This is a genomic window from Agrobacterium bohemicum, assembly GCF_001562555.1.
GTDB classification, from domain to species: domain Bacteria; phylum Pseudomonadota; class Alphaproteobacteria; order Rhizobiales; family Rhizobiaceae; genus Agrobacterium; species Agrobacterium bohemicum.
Genome location: NZ_KQ961028.1, coordinates 182,946 through 200,417 on the forward strand (window position 1 = coordinate 182,946; position 17,472 = coordinate 200,417).

Below are 17,472 nucleotides of genomic sequence, written 5' to 3' on the forward strand. Positions count from 1 at the left end.
TGAGTAGTCCCGTATCAAGCAGTTACGCGTTCAATGGCATCGATCAGCTTCACAGGGTCGAACGGCTTGACGATCCATCCGGTAGCACCTGCTTGACGGGCACGATTTTTCTTCTCGGCATCGCTTTCGGTGGTCAGCACGAGAATAGGTATCGCGCGGTATTTCTCGTTGCGACGAACACCCTCGATAAAGCCGAAGCCATCGAGACGCGGCATGTTGATATCGGTGACGATAACGTCAGGCTCACAGCCCTCGAGAACTTCGAGCCCTTCGATGCCGTCTTCAGCCTGAATGGTCTCGAAACCGGCATTGTTCAGCGTGACCAGCAACATGTTGCGGATCGTTCTGGAGTCATCGACAGTCAGAACCTTCTTTTTCATTTCGAGGTCTCCTTCGGGAGCATATGATCGATGTCCACGCCGATCAGTTTAAGGGTTTTGTCAAAGGCATCGGATGCCTTGGAAAAAGTGAATGGCTTGCCATCGGCCTCCCAAGCCTTGATACCTGCCATCAAGACCTGGGCGCATTGCACGCCTATGCGCTCTACCTCGGAGGCATCCACCGCAAGCGGGGCACCCCTCATTTCCATCAGTTTTCCGTGCAAGACGGATGCCTGATTGAGGTCCAGCACGGGTGACAATTTCAATGCCGACTGCGCTGCTTTCCTGCCTGCCATCAAATCACTCCTTGGCGTCTGAATTGTTGGTGCTCGTAGCCATAATCCACGCTTTCCCCAGGCGTGGTAGCAACGTAGCCCTGATACTGTCTCGCAACCGGCTCGGGTGCCGTATGCTGTTGGCGCGCTATGCGGAATTCCCGCACCGTACGACCCAGTTCGAGAATAACGGTATGCAGATCGTCAGCTTCCTGGGCTGCCGATGTCATCTTTGCTGCGGATCTGTCCGTCTCAGCGCCGATGGAGCCAAGCTCCACCGCAACGGTCTGCAGACTGGCGACGTTTTCGCCTGTGCGACGGGCAACATCACCGATCATATCGCTGACCCCGGAGACCTGACGGACGACACCGCCAATGGCTTCCTGCGTGCGATTGACCATGCGAACGCCAGCATCCACCTGCGTCTTGGTGCCGTTGACGAGATTCTTGATTTCACGGGCGGCATCTGCCGACCGCTGTGCCAAGGCACGAACTTCCTGAGCAACGACAGCAAAGCCGCGACCGCTTTCTCCAGCGCGCGCCGCTTCTATCCCGGCATTCAATGCAAGCAGATTGGTCTGGAACGCGATCTCGTCGATGGAGCCGATGATGCGGCCGATCTGTTCGGCCGATTGTTCGATCCCGGCCATGGCGCTGATCGCCTCACCGACAGCCGTACCGCTTTCAGTCGCCGCATTGCGTGCCTGCGAGACAGCGCTTTCGGCAGCCGAGATACGCTCGCTGCTGTTGCGCACGACATCGATGACCGATCCTAGTGTATCGGAAGCATGGGTGAGCCGCTGTGCATGAGTGGATGAAGCAGACGCCATCATCCGGCCCTCACCCATCAACCGTTCGGTTGCTGCGTGTGCATCACGAATGCCCGCTTGCGCCGTGGACATCGAAGTACCGATCTTTTCCAGCGCAGCGTTGAAGGCGTCGGCCAGATCGCGGTAGGCTTCGGGAATGTCGCCGGTGATGCGTGCTGTGAGGTCGCCTGTCGCAAACGCATTCAAAGCATCGCCCAGAAGACGCTTGGCATCAGCCTGATCGTCTTCACGCTGCTTTGCCAGTTCCTGAGTATGGCGAATGCGCAATTCGTTGAAGCGGAGCGAGACGGCGATTTCCGTATCGACCATCACCAGACGCACGACAGCCCTGACGGTGTCGGCCAGTTCCTTCTGGCGCTTGCGTGCGCCGGGAAGAAGAGAGCGTGGCGATTGGTCGGCAATCAGACCGCCGAGAAGATTTTCCAGAACGACCGCATGACCGGCCACATGCCAGCGGGGGTCTAGCCCCATGCGGCTTTCGGTATCCGACAGAACCTTGATCCGCTCGGCGTAAACGGCGTCGAAACGCGCATCGGTCAAGACGCTCCAATGCGCGGTCTGGAGATCGTGCAGCCTATCGAGCTGGTTTTCGCTTTCGAAGGACGGTGAACAGTCCGGCATGGATTGGAAGCGAACCATCAGGTCACGCAGACCTGCCTTCACATGCGGTTCCAGCATTGTTCGATAGCGACGCAGCAGATCGCACTGGTCTTGATCAAGACCAGCGAATCGCAAACGGCCACCCAGGCTGCTGCCTGTGGCCTTTCGCGAATAATCTGTTGGCAAGTCCTGCCCCAAGCGACGTCCCCAAATGCTACACCGGCAATCACCGGCAGTTGACCGATTGAGAATGTCAGAATCCGGGGGGATATGTCACGAATATGCACACCAAAGATTGATGCCGCACCGACGCTGCTGAGCCTTCTGCAATCTAACGATAATACCGGATCAACCCGGTACGGCAGGGCGGCGTCATGCCTGGAAGAAGTTTGGTAAAACTCCATTCCGCCGTGAAATACGTCCAATCTTTATGGTTAATTCCTTGCTCGAAGGTTAAGAAACCACAGCTTCACCTATAAATGCTAAAATTTGTTATATAACCTATCTAATCTGACGGTTTATTGTATCGATACGGGATGCGACAAATTAGATTTTTGGAAAAGATTTCCGATTTTTAGCCGTGCTGCGCTGGACAAGCGCAACACCGTTCCCCTAAAACAAAACCACACAATATTCGCTTCCATGGTGATGTTTTAACGGAACACTGACGACGACTGAGGAGACATGATTTTGCCATGGACCGGGAAAAGCCACTGGAGCCCGCGCCATTCCAAAAGACTGATCGACGTCTTTGTCGCAGGCATGCTCGTTTTCATGGGCATTCAGGCCACAGCCAACGCGACCCCGGTTTTGAAAGCGCATCGTCTCGAGCGCTCGCATCTGCCTCAGCAAAACGCAGTTGCATCCCCTCAGGCTTCGGTCGCGCGCGCTCATCAGTGCTTTGCAGCACTTTACCAGCAATCGCCTGATCACGACTTTGTTTGTTCAAGTTTATCTGTATCTGCACTGGTAACGGACTATACGGCAACCCAGATCACGCTCGAAAACATGCCGCACGTCTTGCATGGCTTTCACCTCACCGGAACGGCGTCGCCTCGCGGCCCACCTTCAACGATATCATAGCCGTCGCGGCCAAATTATCCGTCTTTTTCGACGGAACTGGCGAAGCTGACGGGCACAAGAACCGCCAAATCTTAACGCCAGAGAAAACTGCCGCCCCGTATGAGTCTTGACGTTCTCCTACCCATTCTGATTGCCCTCCCCTTCATCGGCAGTGTTGCCACTGCCATGATGCCGAGAGACGGTGCTGCTCGTGCACCTGCATCCGTCGCAGGTGGCATCGCCCTGTTCAGCTTTGTGACGACCATATTTCTCTACACCAGCGTCGCTGGCGGTGCCGTCATCAAGTATGATGTGGAATGGCTGCCGCAACTCGGCTTGAACTTCACGCTTCGATTAGACGCATTTGCCTGGATGTTCCTGGTATTGATCACCGGCATCGGCTTTCTGGTGGTGCTCTACGCGCGTTATTACATGTCTGCGGATGATCCTATTCCGCGCTTTTTCGCGTTCTTTCTATCCTTCATGGGATCGATGCTCGGCATCGTGATGTCTGGCAACGTCATTCTTCTGTCGATCTTCTGGGAATTGACCAGCGTATTCTCGTTTCTTCTGATCGGTTACTGGCACCACAATGCGACGGCCCGTGATGGCGCGCGTATGGCTCTGACTGTGACGGGCATCGGCGGTTTCTGCCTGCTTGCCGGTCTTTTGATCCTTGGCCACATGGCTGGCAGCTATGATCTGGACGATATTCTGGCAAAGGGTGGAGATATCCGAGCGCATTCTCTCTACGTCCCGGCGCTCGTCCTTATTCTGATTGGCGCACTGACCAAGAGCGCGCAGTTCCCGTTCCACTTCTGGCTTCCCAATGCCATGGCGGCTCCGACGCCTGTCTCCGCCTATCTGCATTCGGCGACGATGGTAAAGGCCGGTGTGTTTCTGCTGGTGCGCCTATGGCCGGTGCTTGCGGGAACGCAGGAATGGTTCTGGCTGCTAGGATTTTGCGGTATCACCACCCTACTGATTGGCGCATACTTCGCCATGTTCCAGCAGGATCTGAAGGGGCTTCTCGCCTATTCCACCATCAGCCACCTTGGCCTCATCACCACGCTTTTGAGCCTTGGGAGCCCGCTGGCTGCGGTTGCTGCCATCTTCCACATGATGAACCACGCCACCTTCAAGGCGTCGCTGTTCATGGCGGCTGGCATCATCGATCATGAGACCGGCACCCGTGATATGCGGCGTTTGAGCGGGCTATACCGGTTCCTGCCTGCCACAGCCACGCTTGCAATGGCGGCCAGTGCGGCCATGGCGGGCGTCCCGCTGTTCAACGGCTTTCTGTCCAAGGAAATGTTCTTTGCCGAGTCGGTCGAGACCCACGCGGATTCGCTTCTGGACAAGGCGCTTCCCTATGTCGCAACACTGTCCGGTGCATTTGCCGTCGCCTATTCGCTGCGGTTCATCCATACCGTCTTCTTCGGCCCGCCGCCACACGATATTCCCAACCCGAAACCGCACGAACCGCCGCGCTGGATGCGTTTCCCTATCGAGTTTCTGGTTCTCGCCTGTCTCATCGTCGGCGTCGTGCCGAGCCTGTCCATCGGTCCGTTTCTCCACTCGGCGGTGATTTCGGTTCTGGGAACGCAAACACCGGTCTACAGCCTGTCGATCTGGCACGGGTTCAATCTTCCTCTGATGATGAGCCTTGTCGCCCTCATCGGCGGCATCGTGATCTATGCCGCACTGGGCGGATACTTCTCGCGTTGTGATGACGGGCCTCCCTTCTTTCGCCATCTGCGTGGACAGCGCATTTTCGAGCGCATCATCGTTACGGTTTCGTGGAAATGGGCGCGCTGGCTCGAAAGTACGCTTGGCACCCGCCGTCTGCAGCCGCAACTGCGGATGCTGATACTGGTTGCACTGATTGCCGGGTTCTCTCCGCTCGCATCGTCGGAATTTTCTCTAACGCTACCGGGCGTGACGACCTTCGATCCGATTTTTGCGATCCTGTGGGCGATCGGCATGATTGCGGCCATGGGTGCTGCGTGGCAGGCTAAATATCATCGCCTGGCAGCGCTCATCATGCTCGGCGTATCCGGTCTCGTCACCTGTCTTACTTTCGTGTGGTTATCGGCACCTGATCTGGCCATCACGCAATTGCTGGTCGAAATCGTTACCCTCGTCCTTATTCTGCTGGGTTTGCGCTGGTTGCCGAAGCGTATGGTGAAGGTCGATAACAACAACGAACTTCCGTCTCAGCTTCGCCGTGGACGTGACTTCCTGCTGGCGGTTGCCTGCGGCATTGGCATGACTGTGATCGCCTATGCGGTCATGACGCTTCCCGTTCCTAACACCATCGCCAATTATTTCCTCGATAAGGCCTACTCGGAAGGCGGCGGAACCAACGTCGTCAACGTCATTCTGGTGGATTTCCGCGGTTTCGACACGATGGGGGAAATCGCGGTGCTTGCCATCGTCGGTCTCACCGTCTTTGCCCTTTTGCGTCGTTTCCGTCCGGCGCAGGAAAGCATTGGCTTGCCGGAACAACAGTTGATCCAGAACGCATTCGATGCCGACAGCCCAGAGCGGAGCAAAGGCGAAACAGTGCGCGACTACCTGCTGGTGCCATCCGTCATCATGCAGTGGATGTTCCCGGTTATCGTTACGTTTTCGATCTTTCTGTTTATCCGTGGCCATGATCTTCCCGGTGGAGGCTTCTCCGCCGGCATAACCATGGCTGTAGCTTTCCTACTGCAATATCTGGCCGGTGGGACACGCTGGGCGGAAGATCGCATCCGCATCCTGCCGTTGCGCTGGATGGGTTTCGGCCTATTGATGGCGGCGGCAACCGGCATGGGTTCCTGGGCCTTTGGCTACCCGTTCCTCACATCCTATTTCCAGTATACGGACATCCCTTATATCGGGAAAATGCCGACAGCGACTGCCTTGCTTTTCGACCTTGGTGTCTTTTCTCTGGTCGTCGGGGCGACCGTTCTTATTCTTATAGCATTGGCGCACCAATCGCTGCGTAACTACAAGGTACGTACGCCCGACGCCGCAAAAGCGGAGGAAGCGTAATGGAGCTTATTCTTGCCATCGGCATCGGTGTCATGACGGGATCTGGCGTGTGGCTGATCCTACGTCCGCGTACCTATCAGGTCATCATCGGCCTTTCTCTCCTGTCCTACGCCGTCAATCTTTTCATCTTCGGCGTCGGCGGCATCAAGACAAATGCGCCACCTTTGCTGCTGGATGGTGTGATTACCTCGACGCTGACGGACCCTGTGCCGCAAGCTCTGGTGCTGACGGCCATCGTCATCGGCTTTGCAACGACCGCGCTGTTTCTGGTGGTGCTGCTGGCGGCGCGTGGCCTGACCGGCACTGACCATGTGGACGGGAGGGAGCGGAATTGAACTACTTCCCTGCTGACATCGTGGTTGCCCCTATCTTGGTGCCGCTGATTGCCGGTGCCATCCTGCTGTTCATCGATGAGCGAAAGCGTAACACCAAGGCTGTGGTCAGCGTCATCGCGACATTCGTTTCACTCGCCGTGGCCATTGGCCTGTTTCTGGAAGTGAACTCAACGGTCAATACGGAAGTCGCCGCCGTCATCTCGAATGGTGTCTACCTGCTTGGAAATTGGCCCGCGCCCTTCGGCATCGTTCTCGTCGCAGACCGGCTTTCAGGATTGATGGTGCTACTCGCCGCACTGCTGGCCATCCCTTCGCTGATTTATTCGCTGGCAAAATGGCATAAGGCCGGGTCGCATTTCCACTCGCTCTTCCATCTGATGCTGATGGGCGTCAATGGCGCGTTTCTGACCGGTGATCTGTTCAATCTCTTCGTGTTCTTCGAGGTTATGCTGGCGGCATCCTATGGCCTTCTGTTGCATGGCTCCGGGCAACTGCGTGTAAAAGCCGGGCTCCATTACATCGCGATAAACCTCGTTGCCGCCCTGTTCTTCCTCATTGGCGTCAGCCTGATCTACGGCGTGACCGGGACGCTCAACATGGGCGATCTCGCGCAGCGCATCGCCGGGCTCAACCCGGATCAGCGCATGTTGCTGGAAACCGGTGCCGCCGTGCTGGGCGTGGCGTTTCTCGTCAAAGCCGGCATGTGGCCGCTGAACTTCTGGCTACCGTCCGCTTACAGCGCAGCATCGGCACCCGTTGCCGCCATCTTCGCCATCATGAGCAAGGTCGGTATTTACGTGATCGCCAGACTGTCCTTCCTGCTCTTCGGAGAGACCGCGGGAGCATCTGCCGGTTTTGGTCACGACGCGCTTCTAGTGGGTGGTATTGCCACTATCGTCTTCGGCACAATTGGCGTTCTCGCCTCACAGGCGCTCGGCCGCCTGGCCGGGTTCTCCGTTCTCGTTTCTTCCGGAACCCTTCTCGCCGCCATGGGTACAGGCAATCCGACGGTTGCTGCCGGTGCGCTTTACTATCTGGTTTCCTCAACGCTGACGATCAGTGCCTTTTTCCTGCTGATCGAACTTGTTGAGCGTGGACAGGATGCCGGTGCCAACGTTCTTGCCGTGACGATGGAAGCCTATGGCGACGGCGACGAGGATGAGGCTGAAGATGAGGTCGGCGTCACGATGCCCGGAACGATGGCTGTACTGGGTGTCTGCTTTGCCGCCTGTGGCATTTTGCTGGCAGGCTTGCCGCCGCTTTCCGGCTTTATCGCCAAGTTTTCCATGCTGTCGGCCATTCTCAACCCATCGGGCCTTGGCGCGAACGACACCATTTCCACGCTGTCATGGTGGCTTGTGTTCCTCATCGTATTCTCCGGTCTTGCGTCACTGATTTCGATGACCCGAGCCGGAATTCGTACCTTCTGGGGTTCGCTCGAGGGAACGGTACCACGTGTCCTCGTCATCGAAATTGCTCCGATTCTTCTGCTTTTGGGAATGACGCTCGCCATGACGATCGCGGCAGGCCCGATCATGCGTTACATGCAGGAAACTGCCCGCATAGGCGGCCTTCCTGAAAGCTATATTCAGGGTGTTATCACAGCCCCACGGGTTGACAGAGGTTCGGAGGCAGCACCATGATCGGCCGCATTCTTCCCTACCCCTTGCTGACGATATCGCTTGCTGTTTTCTGGATGACGATCAACAGCTTTTCGCCGGGGCACCTGTTGCTCGGAACAGGTGTCGCGATGATCGCGTCCTGGGCCATGGCCTCGCTGCGTCCGCCAAAACCACGCATTCGCAACTGGCATTTGCTGATAAAGCTTATCGCGATCGTGATCTACGATATTGTACGCTCCAACATTGCCGTGGCCAGCATCATCCTGTTTCCGCGCAATCGAAAGACTCGCGCGGCCTTCATGACGGTGCCGCTCGATCTGCGTGATCCGATGGGCCTTGCGGTTCTTGCTGTCGTGTTGACCGCAACGCCCGGCAGCGCGTGGCTGGAATATAATTCGTCGCAAGGCACGTTGCTCATTCACGTTCTTGATGAAGTGAGCGAGGCGCATTGGCAAAACCTCATCAAAAGCCGATATGAAAAATTACTGATGGAGATATTCGAATGAGTTCGGTTATCCTTTTCTGGTCATTTTCGATTGCCCAGTTGTTCCTCGCATCCGCCATGGCAATTTCCGTCTATCGCATCGCCATCGGTCCACGCGCGCAAGACCGCGTGCTGGGTATGGACACGCTCTACGTCAATGCCATGCTGCTGGTCCTCGTCTTTGGACTTCGCACGGGCAATGATGTCTATTTTGCCGCGGCCCTGTTGATTGCGATCCTGGGATTTGTATCAACAGTCGCCCTTTCAAAATTCATGATGCGCGGAGAGGTCATAGAATGAGTGATGCTGCAGAATTTCCCCTTTGGGCCGCCATACTCGTTGCCTTCTTCGTTTTGCTCGGCTCGTCCCTGGCGCTGACTGGCACCATCGGCTTTGCAAGACTGCAAAGCTTTTATGAGCGCCTGCATGCGCCGACGCTCGGCACCAGTTGGGGAACAGGCGGCGTCGTCATGGCCTCGATCATATATTTTTCGGTCTCGGGCGAGCGTCCGGTCTTCCACGAAATCTTCATCGGCATTTTCATGACGATCACGACGCCTGTCTCGCTGATGTTGCTTGGCCGTGCTGCCCTTTACCGCGACCGCGCCGAACAGAACCCCAACAGCCGCCAAAGTCTCTGAGACGTAAGGTCGAAAAACCGGAGAGATCAGCACATGGCCAAACTGTGGCCGATTGGGGGCATCTGCTTTCCGCGGTCGCCGCAAAATACGACAGGCTGTAAAACAGATTTTATCGTTATGACCCAGATATTTTTGTAATACGATAATGATTTCCTATACTTGACGTCTGTCAAAGCGACCAAAAAGCTCAATCTAATCGGGCAGTTATCCCTCTCAATATTCCCGGAATTTTAACGCTTTTCCGCCATTAGTATGAAACTCAATATTTCTCGGGGACATATAATGGTGAGTTTCTTTTCGAGATCGATAGTGGTCCAGATGGTGTTTCTGACTATCGCGCTCATTTTTCTGGGCATTTTTGCTGTCGGCACTACCACATATCTCCGCTTGAAAGATGATGTCATGCAGAGCGCCATTATGGATACACGGCGCGCCGTCAGAAGCATGGCTATTCTCTATGAAATGAAGATTGGCGGTGCGACCGTTGCTATGGAAAACGGAGAACTCACGTCCGTTAACAGACCAAGCATTGGCACATTGCGGGATTTTGATCTAGTTGACCGTACCGGTCTGGCAAATGGTGGCGTCGCCACTGTGTTTCAGACACAGGGTACTGACTATGTCCGCATCTCCACCAACGTGAAGAACGAAAAGGGCGAACGTGCCGTCGGCACAAAACTGGCGCTCGAACATCCTGCCTATTCCAAAATGGCTAAGGGTGAATCCTATTTTGGCGAAGCAAAGCTGTTCGGCACGGATTACATGACGGGTTACGTTCCGGTTCTGTCCAAGTCGGGTGCTGCTGTCGGCATTCTCTTCGTCGGCGTACCGATGACTGTCTATCAGTCGCATATCGACGGCCTGCGCAACATCGTCCTGTGGTGCGGCCTTGGCGTCATGCTGGTGTTCGGCCTTCTCGGTTACTATCTCATCAACCGCACTTTGCGTCCCCTTGGTTTGTTGACGACGGCTGTCAAGTCCTTGTCCGAAGGCAAGCTGGAGACCGAAATCCCTTACACGCAGCGCAAGAACGAATTCGGCAATATCGCCCGTGCGCTGGAGGTGTTTCGTGAAAATGCCCATGAAAAGCTGCTCATCGAGAGCCGCAGTGCCGAGGAGCGTGCAGAAGCGGAATCAGAACGTGGTCGCAACGATGCTGAAAAGCGCGAAACCGATCGCCAGATCGACTATGCGGTCAGCCAGCTCGCTGGTGGCCTGGCCCGCCTTTCTCAAGGTGACCTGACGCAGACGATCGATACGCCGTTCTCCGGACGCCTCGAACAGCTGCGCACGGACTTCAACAACTCACTGTCCAACCTGAAAGACGTTCTTGCGCAAATTCGCGAGAGAACGCTGGTCATTCAGCACAACGGCATGGAAATGCGCGAATCCTCCAACGACCTGTCGCGCCGCACAGAATCTCAGGCTGCTTCGCTCGAGCAGACAGCCGCCGCCGTCGAAGAAATCACCGTTACCGTCAAGTCTTCCGCAGACCGCGCTCGCGAAGCCAATCAGGCTGTTCGCATTACGCAGAAATGCGCCGACAGCTCCGGCACGGTCGTCAAAAATGCCATCGACGCCATGGGCCGCATCGAAGATGCTTCCAAGAAGATCGAGCAAATCATCGAAACCATCGACGACATCGCTTTCCAGACCAATCTTCTGGCCTTGAATGCCGGCATCGAAGCTGCACGCGCCGGTGAAGCAGGCAAGGGTTTTGCGGTCGTTGCTCAGGAAGTACGTGAGCTTGCTCAGCGCTCGGCAGATGCCGCACGCGAAATCAAGACGCTGATCAATCAGTCGACCAACGAAGTCGGCACAGGCGCGCTTCTGGTTCAGGAAGCCGGGCAGGTTCTTTCCGACATCAGCACGCAGATCGTTGTTGTCAGCAAGCATGTCGAAACCATCGCGACTGCAACACAGGACCAGTCCTCAGCCCTTCAGGAAGTCAACGGCTCCGTCAACCAGATGGATCAGATGACCCAGCAGAACGCCGCCATGGCCGAAGAATCCAGCGCCGCAACCCAGATGCTGTCAGAGGAAGTCGAAGCTTTGCTCGGCTTGGTAGAACGCTTCCGCATCGGCCAGCCCGGTCAGCAGCAGGAACGCTACAACCGCGCTGCATAAGATCGATCTGATTTCGACCAAATGCAAAAAGGCCGCTCGATCCAATCGGGCGGCCTTTTTCTTTGGGTGTCAGTCAGGTTCATCGGCGAAACGTTCCCGCCACTATTCCGCAGCGGCGCGTGTCACGCTGAATATCTGATTGATATAGGCTCTCAGGGCCGCCGGACGGACTGGCTTGTGCTGCACGGCAATACCTTCCCTTTCCGCCTGCGCCCGTACCTCCGGCGTTCGATCTGCGGTGATGAGAAGCGCCGGAATATCCCCCTGATAGAAACGCCTGAGCTGCAACACGGCGTCGATGCCGTCGCCATCGTCCAGATGATAATCCACAACGATCATGTCCGGTGCGGCGATTGGAGCTTCCAGCATCCGCTCGAGCGCGGCAAGCGATGCCGCCTGACTGACCTCGCAGCCCCAGCCGGACATTAAAAGTGACATGCCTTCCAGTATCTTCGGCTCGTTGTCGATACACAGAATGCGAAAGCCCGGCATTTGATTGGCGATGGGTTGCGGCACGCTGCGCTCAGCCGCCCTGGCAGCGCGGCTATGTGCGACCTCGCGGGGCAGATGAACGCGAAAGGTCGTGCCTCTGCCTTGAACCGACGACAGGTGAACGGGGTGGTGCAAAATGCGTGAGAGCCTGTCTACGATGGACAGGCCCAATCCCAGCCCCGCCGCTGTCTTTGCCCCCTCGTCTAACCGCGCGAACTCCTTGAAGATCGTCCGAAACTTCGAGGACGGGATGCCGATGCCGGAATCTGTCACCTGAATGACCGCTTCCCTGCCGCGACGCCTGACGCCAACAACGACCTTGCCGGATATCGTGTATTTGATCGCATTGGAAACGAGGTTCTGAACGAGACGTCGAAGCAGATTGATGTCGGATTTCACGATGAGCGATGTGGGCATAACGATCAGCTCAAGATTTTTCTCCCGCGCCATCGGTGCAAAGTCCGTCTCTATCCGCTTGAACAGGTCATTGAGCGGCACGGACGCCAAGCGCGGCTTCATCGAGCCGGTATCGAGACGGGAAATATCAAGAACCGCTCCCAAGATCGATTCGACTGACTCCAATGCCGAATCGATGTTCTCGACCAGCGATCCGTTCTCCGACGTGCCCATGCGCTCCACGAGGGCGGAGGAATAAAGTCGTGCGGCATTCAACGGCTGGAGAATGTCGTGACCTGCGGCAGCGAAAAAACGTGTCTTGCCGATATTGGCTTCATCGGCCGCCGCGCGCGCTTCCGCCAATTCGTGGTTGACCCGGGTCAACTCCCCGGTGCGCTCTTCTACACGCTGTTCCAGTGTTTCATTGGCCTGCTTCAGCGCCTGATCGCTGGCAACGCGCTGGGTAATATCGGTAAAGGTGGCGACGATGCCCTTGTCCGGCATGGCATTGGAGCGCACCTCGATGATCCGCGCGCCCTGTGCCAGCACAAGCGAAAACGGTCTATCCATCGTCAGGAAAAGATCGATCGTCTGCTTTTGCTGACCGGCGACGATATCACCGCGCTCCTCCAGCATGGCGACAATCTCACTGAGCGGCAGGCCGACCCTGCCGAACTGTTCCGGCAGATCAAGCAGGGTGCGAAAGCGGCGGTTCCAGATGGTGAGTTGCTGTGAACTGTCGAAAACCGCGATGCCCTGATCCATCTGGGCCAGAGCGGTCTGCAGCATGTCCTGATTATATTGCAGTGCTTCACTTGCCTGATCCAGCAGCCAGACGGTGTCGGCGCTGGTATCCTCCGCCTTCTGCAAAATCAGTGAAAGGACCAGTCGCGCCGAAGAAGAACCGATGGCGCTTCCAAGCAATTGCTCCGAGAAATGAATAAGCGCCATGTCTGCTGGCTGGTCATCCTCTAGCTTTCGTCCAGCGGTTTTCTCATAGGCTGAAAGCGAGCGCAGCATCCGCTCTTCACCAAGATAGCGGGCAACCGCCGTTTTCATATCGCCGACACTAACCCGCGTTTTCCAGCCGCGCGTGGCGAATTGCGATTTTGAATGGCGCTTGACGAAAATACCGGACTGTATGCGTTCGACCGGACGTGGATTGCGCGACAGCGAGCCTAGCACGAAGGCCATGCAGTTGACCAAAAGGCTGAGTGTGACGGCATTGACGAGCGGATCGGCCTCCGGCCCACTGAAAAGCGTCGTGCCGGGCAGCAGAAAACTCAAGATCGTCGCGGCGATGTGCGAATTGTCCGGCCCGCCGAGGCTCGGCAAAAACAACAGATATCCCCAGATAATGAAACCTGAACTCAAGCCCGCTATGGCGCCCCGCGCATTAGCACGACGCCAGATGAGCCCGCCCAACAGGGATGGCGCCATTTGCGCGATGGCCGCGAAGGCCAGAAGGCCAATGGATGAAAGCCCTGATGCGCTGTCAGCAGCCCGGTAATAGGCATATCCCAGCAACAGGACAGCGAAGATTGCCGTGCGACGGATGTTAAGCAGCGTCTTGGCGAAATCATCGCGGTGCGCCGAGCGGTTCAGCAATTTCTGCCGGAGAAAAATCGGCATCACGATGTCGTTCGACACCATGATCGACAGCGCGACGGACGCAACGATGACCATGGCGGTGGCCGCCGAAAACCCGCCGATAAATGTGATGAGAGAAACCACCGACATCTGGTTGAGCAGCGGCAACTGCAGGACATAGAGGTCGGCATCGCCACTGCCACCAATCGTCAGCAGACCGGCAATGGCAATCGGCAGAACGAAGATATTGATGGCGATAAGATAAAGCGGAAACAACAGCCCCGCCATCCGCAACTCGTTCGGCGTGCGGTTCTCCACCACGGTCACATGGAACTGGCGGGGAAGCAGGATGATCGCGAAGGCCGACAGCAACGTCAGCACGATCCAGCGGCTGATCGGCGTCTGGTACGACATCGCCTGCATGACCTGTTCGTTCTCGGAGGCCAGCCGCCACAACTGCGACGGTCCATCGAACAGGAAAAATACGACGTAGACGCCCGCCGTGCAGATCGCCACCAGCTTGACCACAGATTCCATCGAGATGGCCAGAATCAAGCCATCCTGATGTTCGGTCGCATCGGTGTGGCGGGTGCCGAAAATAACCGCAAAACCAGCCATGACGATCGTCACCAGCAATGGCAGGTCAAGGAAATAAAGATTGCCGCTGCCAATCCCGTAATCGCTCGGATCGACCATGGCGGCCACGGAATTGGAGACGGCTTTCAGTTGGAGCGCGATGTAGGGGATAGCGCCGACAAGGGCGATGATCGAGACGAGCGTAGCAACTGTCGGGTTCTTGCCGTAGCGGGCAGCGATAAAGTCAGCGACCGATGTCAGCTTTTCGGCTTTGGCCAGTTCCACGATCCGCCGCAGAATAGGCATACCAAGCGTGAAGGCCAGAATGGGGCCGGTATAAATCCCTAAAAATTCCAGACCGCGCTCGGATGCAAGGCCCACACCGCCAAAATAGGTCCATGAGGTGCAGTAGATCGCAAGGCTCAGCGCGTAGACGATCGGCCTGCCCTTGTTCGGGACGGGCTTCTGCCGACTTTTGCGGTCGCCATAACTCGCCACCGCAAACAGCAGCAGAATATAGGCGAATGCCGATCCGAATATGATCCACCCAGGAAGCACTTGGCTTTTCTCTCCCACCATCCTCGTCCACAAGCATAGGATAGTTCCGGGGAAATGAGAATTGGCCCGGAACTTGGCATAAAGTTTAAGATCGCGGAACCAATACGCTTTTTGCTTCGTATATCTGCACATTCGGAAATTGAATGGTATTGTGTGCCTGCTTTGCAAAATGCACAGGCTGAGAGAGGGCTTCAAAGAGGGACGTCTGGAATGCTCAACGAGTTCAAAACTTTTATCGCCCGCGGCAATGTCATGGACCTAGCGGTCGGTGTCATCATTGGTGCGGCCTTCAGCAAGATCGTCGATTCCGTGGTCAACGATCTGATCATGCCGATTGTCGGCGCACTATTCGGTGGCTTCGATTTCGCCAATTACTTCCTGCCGCTGTCTTCCCAGGTAACGGAAAACTCGCTTGCTGCGGCACGCGAACAGGGCGCAGTTTTCGCCTATGGTAACTTCCTGACCGTCGTCATTAATTTCGTCATTCTCGCCTGGATCATCTTTTTGATGGTCAAGGGCGTGAACAAGCTGCGCTCGTCCGTCGAACGTCAGAAGATCGAGGAAAAGAAAGAGCCAGCGCCACCACCGGAAGACGTGCGTCTCCTCATGGAAATTCGTGATCTGCTGAAAACCGCTGATACCAATCGCATCTGATCCATCAGAAAAATCCGTGATTTCTTCACGGAATATCATGCACGGCAGGCTTTTCATGCGCTAAGAAGGCACTCTCACTGGAGTGCCTTTTTTCATGTCGGTTCTGAAAAGTCTAAGTGCCCGCTCTCTGGCGACACCCGAAAGCGGTATCGTCGAGGTCAAGAAATACGCTCATGCCCGCGAAAACCTCTTGCCCCTATGGGTTGGTGAGGGTGATCTCCCCACGCCAGCCTTTATCGCACGGGCTGCGGCAGACGCGTTGACCGGAGGGGAAACCTTCTACACATGGCAGCGTGGCATTCCTGAACTTCGCGAAGCGATGAGCCGCTATTACCAGCGGCATTTCGCAGCCGATCTTTCGTCAGACCATTTTTATGTCACCGGCTCCGGCATGCAGGCCATCGTCCTTGCCGTGCAGGCCCTCACCTCACCGGGTGATGAGCTTGTATACCTCACGCCGACTTGGCCAAATATCGTCGCTGCGATCGGCGTGGCGGGTGCCAAGGCTGTCCCCGTCGGTATCGATTTCACCAACGGCAAGTGGGATATCGACGTCGGCAAGCTGGCACAGGCCATCACACCAAAGACCAAGGCATTGTTCATCAATACGCCATCCAATCCCACGGGCTGGACGGCAACGCATGATAATCTGCGTGAGATTCTGGCTCTGGCACGCAAGCACGATCTCTGGATCATCGCCGACGAGATTTACGCGCTCTATCACTACGCAGACACCCGTGCGCCGTCGTTTCTCGATATAATGGAGGAAGGCGACCGCATCATTTTTGCCAACTCCTTCTCCAAGAACTGGTCGATGACCGGCTGGAGAGTCGGCTGGCTGGTGGCCCCGCCCGAAATCGGTCAGGTCATCGAAAACCTCATCCAGTATTCCACGTCGGGCGTAGCGCAGTTCATGCAACGCGGAGCCATCGCAGCTCTTGACCACGGCGATGACTTCATCAAGCAGAATTTCGCCCGCGCTGCCAAATCCCGGGACATTCTTTGCGACGCCCTGATCGCGACCAATCGCGTCGAGACATTGAAGCCAGACGGCGCGCTTTACGCCTTCCTCAAGATCGATGGCGTGACGGACAGCCGTGCGGCAGCGTTCGACATCGTTGACAAGGTTGGCGTTGGCCTTGCACCTGGCAAAGCTTTCGGTGCTGGCGGAGAACTGTTCCTACGCGCCTGTTTCCTGCGCGACCCCGCGCAGATAAAGGACGCAGCAGACCGCCTCGCAAGCTATATTTTGCAGAAATGATACCAGAACCCGACCACCGAGGATCGGTAGCGATCTTCGGTGGCAAAGCTTTCGATATCATGGGTTTTGGAAGGACAGTGCGCGGACGCGTCGCTGTCTAGTGGGCCACGTTCATCGCGGTCACATCGGTATTCCGGTAAAACGCTGCATGGCGCAGACTGTCAGCCAGAAATGCCGTATTCTCGTTCGGATCGCTCGATGGATTCTGAAAATTGATGTAGTTGATGTTGACGCAGGCATGATCCTTGGCCAGCAACAGCTGCGCATAGATGGTGACGCCTTTTGGCTTGATTTCCAGATCCAGCGTGATGGATGGATAGGTGTCCCAATCCAGCTTGTAGTCGCCGCCGATACCGAAATAGACCGTTCCCGGATGGAAATAGAGCTCCGCAGCCGAATCCACCAGATCCGACAGGCTGCTATAGTATTCGAATTTCAATAGAGAGATCAGATCTCCCGCATCGATTAAACGAAGCTCGGCAGCCACAGGGCTGATTGCGCGAGCCAAGATTTCTTCTCGTTCAGCCGAATATGAGCATTTTTTCATATT

Annotated in this window: 15 protein-coding genes; 10 read left to right on the plus strand and 5 right to left on the minus strand. The window is 56.2% G+C overall.

Annotation, left to right across the window (positions count from 1 at the left end):
• Positions 1–14: 14 nt before the first annotated feature.
• The 3 genes from cheY1 to ATO67_RS11640 are packed head-to-tail and all read right to left on the minus strand — an operon-like array spanning position 15 to position 2,283.
• Complete coding sequence (gene cheY1, locus ATO67_RS11630; RefSeq protein WP_045229833.1) at positions 15–380, minus strand: chemotaxis response regulator CheY1; 366 nt, start codon at positions 378–380, stop codon at positions 15–17.
• Positions 377–676: an STAS domain-containing protein gene (locus tag ATO67_RS11635; protein ID WP_067648763.1), complete on the minus strand. Its 300-nt coding sequence runs from the start codon at positions 674–676 to the stop codon at positions 377–379. Before ATO67_RS11635 ends, cheY1 begins: the two co-directional genes overlap by 4 nt.
• Entirely contained in the window at positions 676–2,283 is a 1,608-nt protein-coding gene (locus ATO67_RS11640) for a methyl-accepting chemotaxis protein (protein ID WP_082760241.1), read from the minus strand. Before ATO67_RS11640 ends, ATO67_RS11635 begins: the two co-directional genes overlap by 1 nt.
• A gap of 486 nt (positions 2,284–2,769) precedes the next feature.
• Between ATO67_RS11640 and ATO67_RS11645 the strand changes: the two genes are divergently transcribed.
• The 8 genes from ATO67_RS11645 to ATO67_RS11680 all read left to right on the plus strand — a co-directional run bounded on the left by ATO67_RS11645 (position 2,770) and on the right by ATO67_RS11680 (position 11,395).
• Complete coding sequence (locus ATO67_RS11645; protein WP_067648766.1) at positions 2,770–3,168, plus strand: hypothetical protein; 399 nt, start codon at positions 2,770–2,772, stop codon at positions 3,166–3,168.
• Positions 3,169–3,267: 99 nt separating this feature from the next.
• On the plus strand, positions 3,268–6,186 hold the full coding sequence (locus tag ATO67_RS11650) for a monovalent cation/H+ antiporter subunit A (protein ID WP_067648769.1): 2,919 nt from the start codon (positions 3,268–3,270) through the stop codon (positions 6,184–6,186).
• Complete coding sequence (locus ATO67_RS11655) at positions 6,186–6,521, plus strand: Na+/H+ antiporter subunit C (RefSeq protein ID WP_067648772.1); 336 nt, start codon at positions 6,186–6,188, stop codon at positions 6,519–6,521. The genes ATO67_RS11650 and ATO67_RS11655 overlap by 1 nt, the downstream gene beginning before the upstream one ends.
• A complete protein-coding gene (locus ATO67_RS11660) occupies positions 6,518–8,164 on the plus strand; it encodes a monovalent cation/H+ antiporter subunit D (protein ID WP_067648776.1) in 1,647 nt (548 codons plus the stop codon). The genes ATO67_RS11655 and ATO67_RS11660 overlap by 4 nt, the downstream gene beginning before the upstream one ends.
• Positions 8,161–8,649, plus strand: a complete 489-nt coding sequence (locus ATO67_RS11665) for a Na+/H+ antiporter subunit E (RefSeq protein ID WP_067648779.1) — start codon at positions 8,161–8,163, stop codon at positions 8,647–8,649. The genes ATO67_RS11660 and ATO67_RS11665 overlap by 4 nt, the downstream gene beginning before the upstream one ends.
• On the plus strand, positions 8,646–8,927 hold the full coding sequence (locus ATO67_RS11670) for a K+/H+ antiporter subunit F (RefSeq protein WP_067648782.1): 282 nt from the start codon (positions 8,646–8,648) through the stop codon (positions 8,925–8,927). Before ATO67_RS11665 ends, ATO67_RS11670 begins: the two co-directional genes overlap by 4 nt.
• A complete protein-coding gene (gene mnhG / locus ATO67_RS11675; RefSeq protein WP_067648785.1) occupies positions 8,924–9,268 on the plus strand; it encodes a monovalent cation/H(+) antiporter subunit G in 345 nt (114 codons plus the stop codon). Before ATO67_RS11670 ends, mnhG begins: the two co-directional genes overlap by 4 nt.
• Positions 9,269–9,550: 282 nt before the next feature.
• On the plus strand, positions 9,551–11,395 hold the full coding sequence (locus tag ATO67_RS11680) for a methyl-accepting chemotaxis protein (RefSeq protein ID WP_067648788.1): 1,845 nt from the start codon (positions 9,551–9,553) through the stop codon (positions 11,393–11,395).
• Between the two features lie 102 nt (positions 11,396–11,497).
• On the opposite strand, the gene ATO67_RS11685 is transcribed toward ATO67_RS11680, so the two are convergent.
• A complete protein-coding gene (locus ATO67_RS11685) occupies positions 11,498–15,007 on the minus strand; it encodes a hybrid sensor histidine kinase/response regulator (protein ID WP_067648790.1) in 3,510 nt (1,169 codons plus the stop codon).
• Between the two features lie 210 nt (positions 15,008–15,217).
• Here ATO67_RS11685 and mscL point away from each other — a divergent pair, with 210 nt between their 5' ends.
• Both mscL and ATO67_RS11695 read left to right on the plus strand, forming a co-directional pair.
• Positions 15,218–15,661 (plus strand): large conductance mechanosensitive channel protein MscL, encoded by a 444-nt coding sequence (gene mscL, locus ATO67_RS11690; RefSeq protein WP_067648793.1) that lies wholly within the window; start codon positions 15,218–15,220, stop codon positions 15,659–15,661.
• Between the two features lie 94 nt (positions 15,662–15,755).
• A complete protein-coding gene (locus tag ATO67_RS11695) occupies positions 15,756–16,922 on the plus strand; it encodes a pyridoxal phosphate-dependent aminotransferase (protein WP_067648797.1) in 1,167 nt (388 codons plus the stop codon).
• A gap of 97 nt (positions 16,923–17,019) precedes the next feature.
• On the opposite strand, the gene ATO67_RS11700 is transcribed toward ATO67_RS11695, so the two are convergent.
• Positions 17,020–17,469: a hypothetical protein gene (locus ATO67_RS11700; protein ID WP_067648800.1), complete on the minus strand. Its 450-nt coding sequence runs from the start codon at positions 17,467–17,469 to the stop codon at positions 17,020–17,022.
• Between the last annotated feature and the right edge of the window lie 3 nt (positions 17,470–17,472).